This is a genomic window from Mucilaginibacter sp., from assembly GCF_036383575.1.
Taxonomy (GTDB): domain Bacteria; phylum Bacteroidota; class Bacteroidia; order Sphingobacteriales; family Sphingobacteriaceae; genus Mucilaginibacter.
The window spans coordinates 1-4,053 of the sequence record NZ_DASVOB010000178.1 but is presented as its reverse complement, the minus strand read 5'-3'; the positions used below and the strand labels follow the sequence as shown (position 1 = coordinate 4,053).

Here is a 4,053-nt window from a genome sequence, read left to right as displayed (position 1 = left end):
TGGCTTTTTTCTGTTTGGTTTGGATAGCGATAACCAGCGCGGCTTCTTCAGCTTCCTTTTCTTCAATGACATCAAGTTCGGCTTCAAAAACATCCCATTTGCTCAGCAGTTTTTCATCCTGAGCGGTTTGCTGATCATTTTTCCAGATCTCCTCCAGCTCGTCCGTTGGGTACATACCGGCTGCCCCCTGTTGCTGCAACAGTTGCTCAAGTTCAAGTAACTCCTCGGGCGAGGCTTCACCATTTAACTTTTTACCAATAAGTATCCAGATGTTGTTGATCATTATTTACGGCTCTATATATAAAGACTGTAAATAATCAGGATACCCTAGTGAAGGATTAATTATTTTTTGAATTTTTTTCCGGATTAGCCGCGACAGGCATTTTTGGAGAGTCTCTTAGTCCCTGCGCAAGAGTTTTCAGGGCGTTGCCCATGTGGTATTCAACAGTTTTTATGGAGATATCGAGGAGGTCGGCTACTTCACGGTATTTTAAGCCGTCTTCTTTTACCAATTTAAAAACAAGGCGGCATTGATCGGAGAGTTTGCTTAAAGTAGTATTGATCAGTTTGGTAAGATCCTCGCAAACCAGTTTATCTTCACCGGTTGCGCTTGAATCAGCAACATCTACATTCACATCATCAATATTTACACTTTTGAGCTGATTTTTGGACAAGCAGGTAAGCGCTTTATTTTTAACCGAGGTATAACAGTAATAAGTAAAATTATTGATCTCGGCCAGTGAAGCCCGACGGGCCCAAAGGTTCATGAAAACATCGTTGGTGATCTCTTCGGCCAATTCATCCTGCTTAACCAGTGATTTTGCCAGGTTGAATAATTTACCATAATAAAATAAGTACAACCTCTTAAAGGAAGCCCTGCTGCTGTTTAAAGCAATATCATTAAGCAAGTACTTAATTTCGGTATCCAACATTCCTTAACCTGTTATAATTACTTTATCAAAAACCGGGGAACAGTTCCTGTATGGTTCAAATCAATACAATTGGTAATTGGTCTTCATTAAAGCAAGGTGATTGCCCTAATTAAAATCTAAGGTATAATATTTTATTTTAATTGTTCAAAAAACAATTAAAATAATTTTTCCATGATGATTTACTCACCAATAACATGCCATGCTAAATTGTTTTATATACCTCAAATGGCCACTATGAGAGTAAACCATATCAATCCCCAATAAAACTCATATCAAGTAAAATTAGACTCTTTTACATCAGATACCGAAATAACGCTTTTAATTGTCACTTAAACAATAATAAAACAAACTGGATTCAACCCTTACTAAAACAGGTTTCCGGTTGATAGGGCATTATAATCAGGTACTATAAATATTTTCATATCTTAGTTCCGAATTGTATTTAAACTAATGCCCTACAAACCTGGACTTCACATTTTATCTGAATTTACATCCGCTAAATATAACCTACTGTTATCCAGCGCAGATTGCCATACTTTGTTTGATGAGCTTATTACCCGCTTCGAGCTAAATAAAGTTGGTGAAGTTTATCATGATTTTGATGGTGGTGGCTTTACCGCTGTTGTTTGCCTCACGGAGTCGCACATGTCTATCCATACCTGGCCCGAATATGGCACAGCAACCTTTGATGTGTTCCTTTCCAATTACCAGCGCGAAAATGATGACAAGGTCCGTGCTCTATACAACGCCGTACTTGCATTTTTTGAAGGGGCCGAATTACAGAAAAACGAAATAAAGCGATAGTATGGCCACATTAAATCCTAAAGCATTTCCGTTTTCGGACTCAATAACCTGTCCCAATTGCCATAAGCCCATCACACTTTATGACCATATAGGCTGTGAGGCAGCAGCATGCGCATCATGCTATTCCTACCTGTTATTTGGTACCGATGGTAAACCTTATGTTAAGGACCGCCTTGTTTCCATCCAAAACAAACCTGTTTTGCCAATAGGCACCGAAGGTGTGCTTCGCGATGTGGAATACAAGGTTATAGCCTATATCGAAAAAAAGGAAGCTGCCTATAATCAGTACCAATGGCGTGAATACATGCTTTACAATTACGCCAAAGGCTACGCTTTTTTGGCTGAGTATGACGGACATTGGACGCTGATTGCAGGCAAAACCTTCCACCCGGATCTTGAAAAGTCAAAAAAGAGTTATGAAAACACTGCCTTATACCAGGAGCTGGAGTTTAACCTTTTCAACTCCTATCGCCCGGTAATCCATTCCTTTATTGGTGAGTTTGACTGGGATATCCGCGAAGAACGGATCAAAGCGCATGAATACATCAGGCCGCCATTTTTATTAACCTGGGAGCAAAACCTGCGAACACAACAAGAAGACTGGTACCTCGGCGAATACATTGAAGAGCAGGAAATTGCCGCCGCTTTTAAAATTCCGCTGGGTAACTTTCCGTCAAAAATTGGCATAGGAGCCAACCAACCTTCAAAACACCGCGCACGCTGGAACGGTTCATTGACCATAAGCGGTATCGCCATCGTCGTTTTTTTACTGATACAACTATTTGTTGCCTGGCAACGTCCCGAAACCGTTTTGTTGGAGCATACTTTTTCGCTTGACCTGCCACCACGCCCAGCCGATACGGTAAAAAGGAAAAGCGTTATGGTTACTGGCGATCATAAAACCACCGACAGCGCCGCTACAGCCATAAACAATATTTTACAAGATAGTGCTAAAGCTATTGATGCGATTAGCCCGGATAGTGCCGGTAATTTTGAATTTAAATCGTTCAAAACGCCAACTTTCAGCATCGAAAACGGGCCTGTACCATTAGAGATCGAACTATCGTCGCAGATTGACAATAACTGGCTGTCTACAACTGTTGAACTGGTAAGCGAAAAGGATAATCAAACATGGAGCCTTACTAAAGATATCGAATACTATCATGGCGTTGAAGACGGTGAAAGCTGGTCGGAAGGTGGCATACAGGAAACGGTATTGCTTTCCGAGGTCCCCCCAGGCAAATACCATATCAATATGTATCCCTATTCGGGTTCAAGGCTGGTTAATTCGCTTGATGTAAAAGTTACCGAAAGTGTGACTTTATGGCGTAATATCCTGGTTACTTTACTACTGCTTTGCCTTTACCCCTTGTATTGCTGGTATCGGGCACGCAGGTTTGAAGTTAACCGCTGGATGAACAGTGATTTTTCACCCTATCAAAAAGACGACGACGAATGAAATCCATCAAATCAAACATAGCATACGTAATTATAGCATCTGTAATAGTAGTGTACTTTACTTTTGATGCTTTTAACGGCATTGCCTTTTGGCAAAGTAATGATGTAGAGCGCAATGCAGGTTATCACGGCCCGGTTGCGCACTCAGGTTATGGGGTTAGGTTTTATCATAAATAACGGTCATGAATAAAAAACTCCCTGTATTATTACTCGTTTCTGTTTTTATAATTGCAACCTGCGGCCTCATTTATGAATTGATAGCCGGTACACTGGCCAGTTACCTTCTTGGCGACTCGGTAACCCAGTTTTCAACCATTATTGGCGTTTACCTGTTTTCGATGGGCCTGGGTTCATGGGTATCTAAATACTTTGATAAAAATCTGCTTGGCTGGTTTATCCGTATTGAAATACTGGTAGGCCTTGTTGGTGGCACAAGCTCATCTATCCTGTTCCTTGTGTTTGAAAGCGTAAGCTCATTCAGGATCATACTTTATGGCTTAATCTCTATAACCGGTATACTCGTGGGGTTGGAGATCCCATTATTGATGCGTATTTTGAAAGACAGATTTGAATTTAAAGATCTTGTATCAAAGGTTTTTACGTTCGATTATATAGGCGCCCTGATAGCTTCGCTGGTGTTTCCGCTGCTGCTTATCCCCTACCTGGGTATCGTACGTACAGCGTACCTGTTTGGTATGCTCAACGTATTAGTCGCACTCATCACCTGTATCAACTTTAAGCATGAAATTAAGGGAGCCAAATACCTGCAAAGCGCTTCTATAATCAGCCTTGCAGCACTTTTAACAGGTTTTATCTATGCCAATACCATCACCAATTTTTCCGAAAGCTTAACTTACAG

At 40.9% G+C, this 4,053-nt stretch carries 5 protein-coding genes and 1 pseudogene; 4 read left to right on the top strand and 2 right to left on the bottom strand.

The genetic code is table 11. The features are described from left to right. Positions 1-283, bottom strand: a 283-nt coding sequence (locus VF500_RS06465) for a hypothetical protein (protein WP_330858878.1), incomplete at its 3' end; no start/stop codon positions are given. Positions 284-338: 55 nt separating this feature from the next. Further along, entirely contained in the window at positions 339-932 is a 594-nt protein-coding gene (locus VF500_RS06460; protein WP_330858877.1) for an RNA polymerase sigma-70 factor, read from the bottom strand. 450 nt (positions 933-1,382) lie between these two features. Here VF500_RS06460 and VF500_RS06455 point away from each other — a divergent pair, with 450 nt between their 5' ends. The 4 genes and pseudogenes from VF500_RS06455 to VF500_RS06440 form a co-directional block, all read left to right on the top strand. Further along, complete coding sequence (locus VF500_RS06455; protein ID WP_330858876.1) at positions 1,383-1,736, top strand: S-adenosylmethionine decarboxylase; 354 nt, start codon at positions 1,383-1,385, stop codon at positions 1,734-1,736. 1 nt (position 1,737) lies between these two features. Further along, positions 1,738-3,195 carry a DUF4178 domain-containing protein gene (locus VF500_RS06450; RefSeq protein ID WP_330858875.1) on the top strand — a complete coding sequence of 486 codons (1,458 nt, stop codon included), beginning with the start codon at positions 1,738-1,740 and terminating at the stop codon, positions 3,193-3,195. After that, on the top strand, positions 3,192-3,371 hold the full coding sequence (locus VF500_RS06445; protein ID WP_121227925.1) for a hypothetical protein: 180 nt from the start codon (positions 3,192-3,194) through the stop codon (positions 3,369-3,371). The genes VF500_RS06450 and VF500_RS06445 overlap by 4 nt, the downstream gene beginning before the upstream one ends. 5 nt (positions 3,372-3,376) lie before the next feature. Beyond that, positions 3,377-4,053 (top strand): annotated as a pseudogene (locus tag VF500_RS06440) (polyamine aminopropyltransferase); the annotation flags it as partial.

Excerpts from the sequence above, each read along its gene's own strand:
- VF500_RS06455 (WP_330858876.1), top strand. The coding sequence starts at position 1,383 with ATGCCCTACAAACCTGGACTTCACATTTTATCTGAATTTACATCCGCT.
- VF500_RS06460 (WP_330858877.1), bottom strand. The coding sequence starts at position 932 with ATGTTGGATACCGAAATTAAGTACTTGCTTAATGATATTGCTTTAAAC.
- VF500_RS06445 (WP_121227925.1), top strand. The coding sequence starts at position 3,192 with ATGAAATCCATCAAATCAAACATAGCATACGTAATTATAGCATCTGTA.
- VF500_RS06450 (WP_330858875.1), top strand. The coding sequence starts at position 1,738 with ATGGCCACATTAAATCCTAAAGCATTTCCGTTTTCGGACTCAATAACC.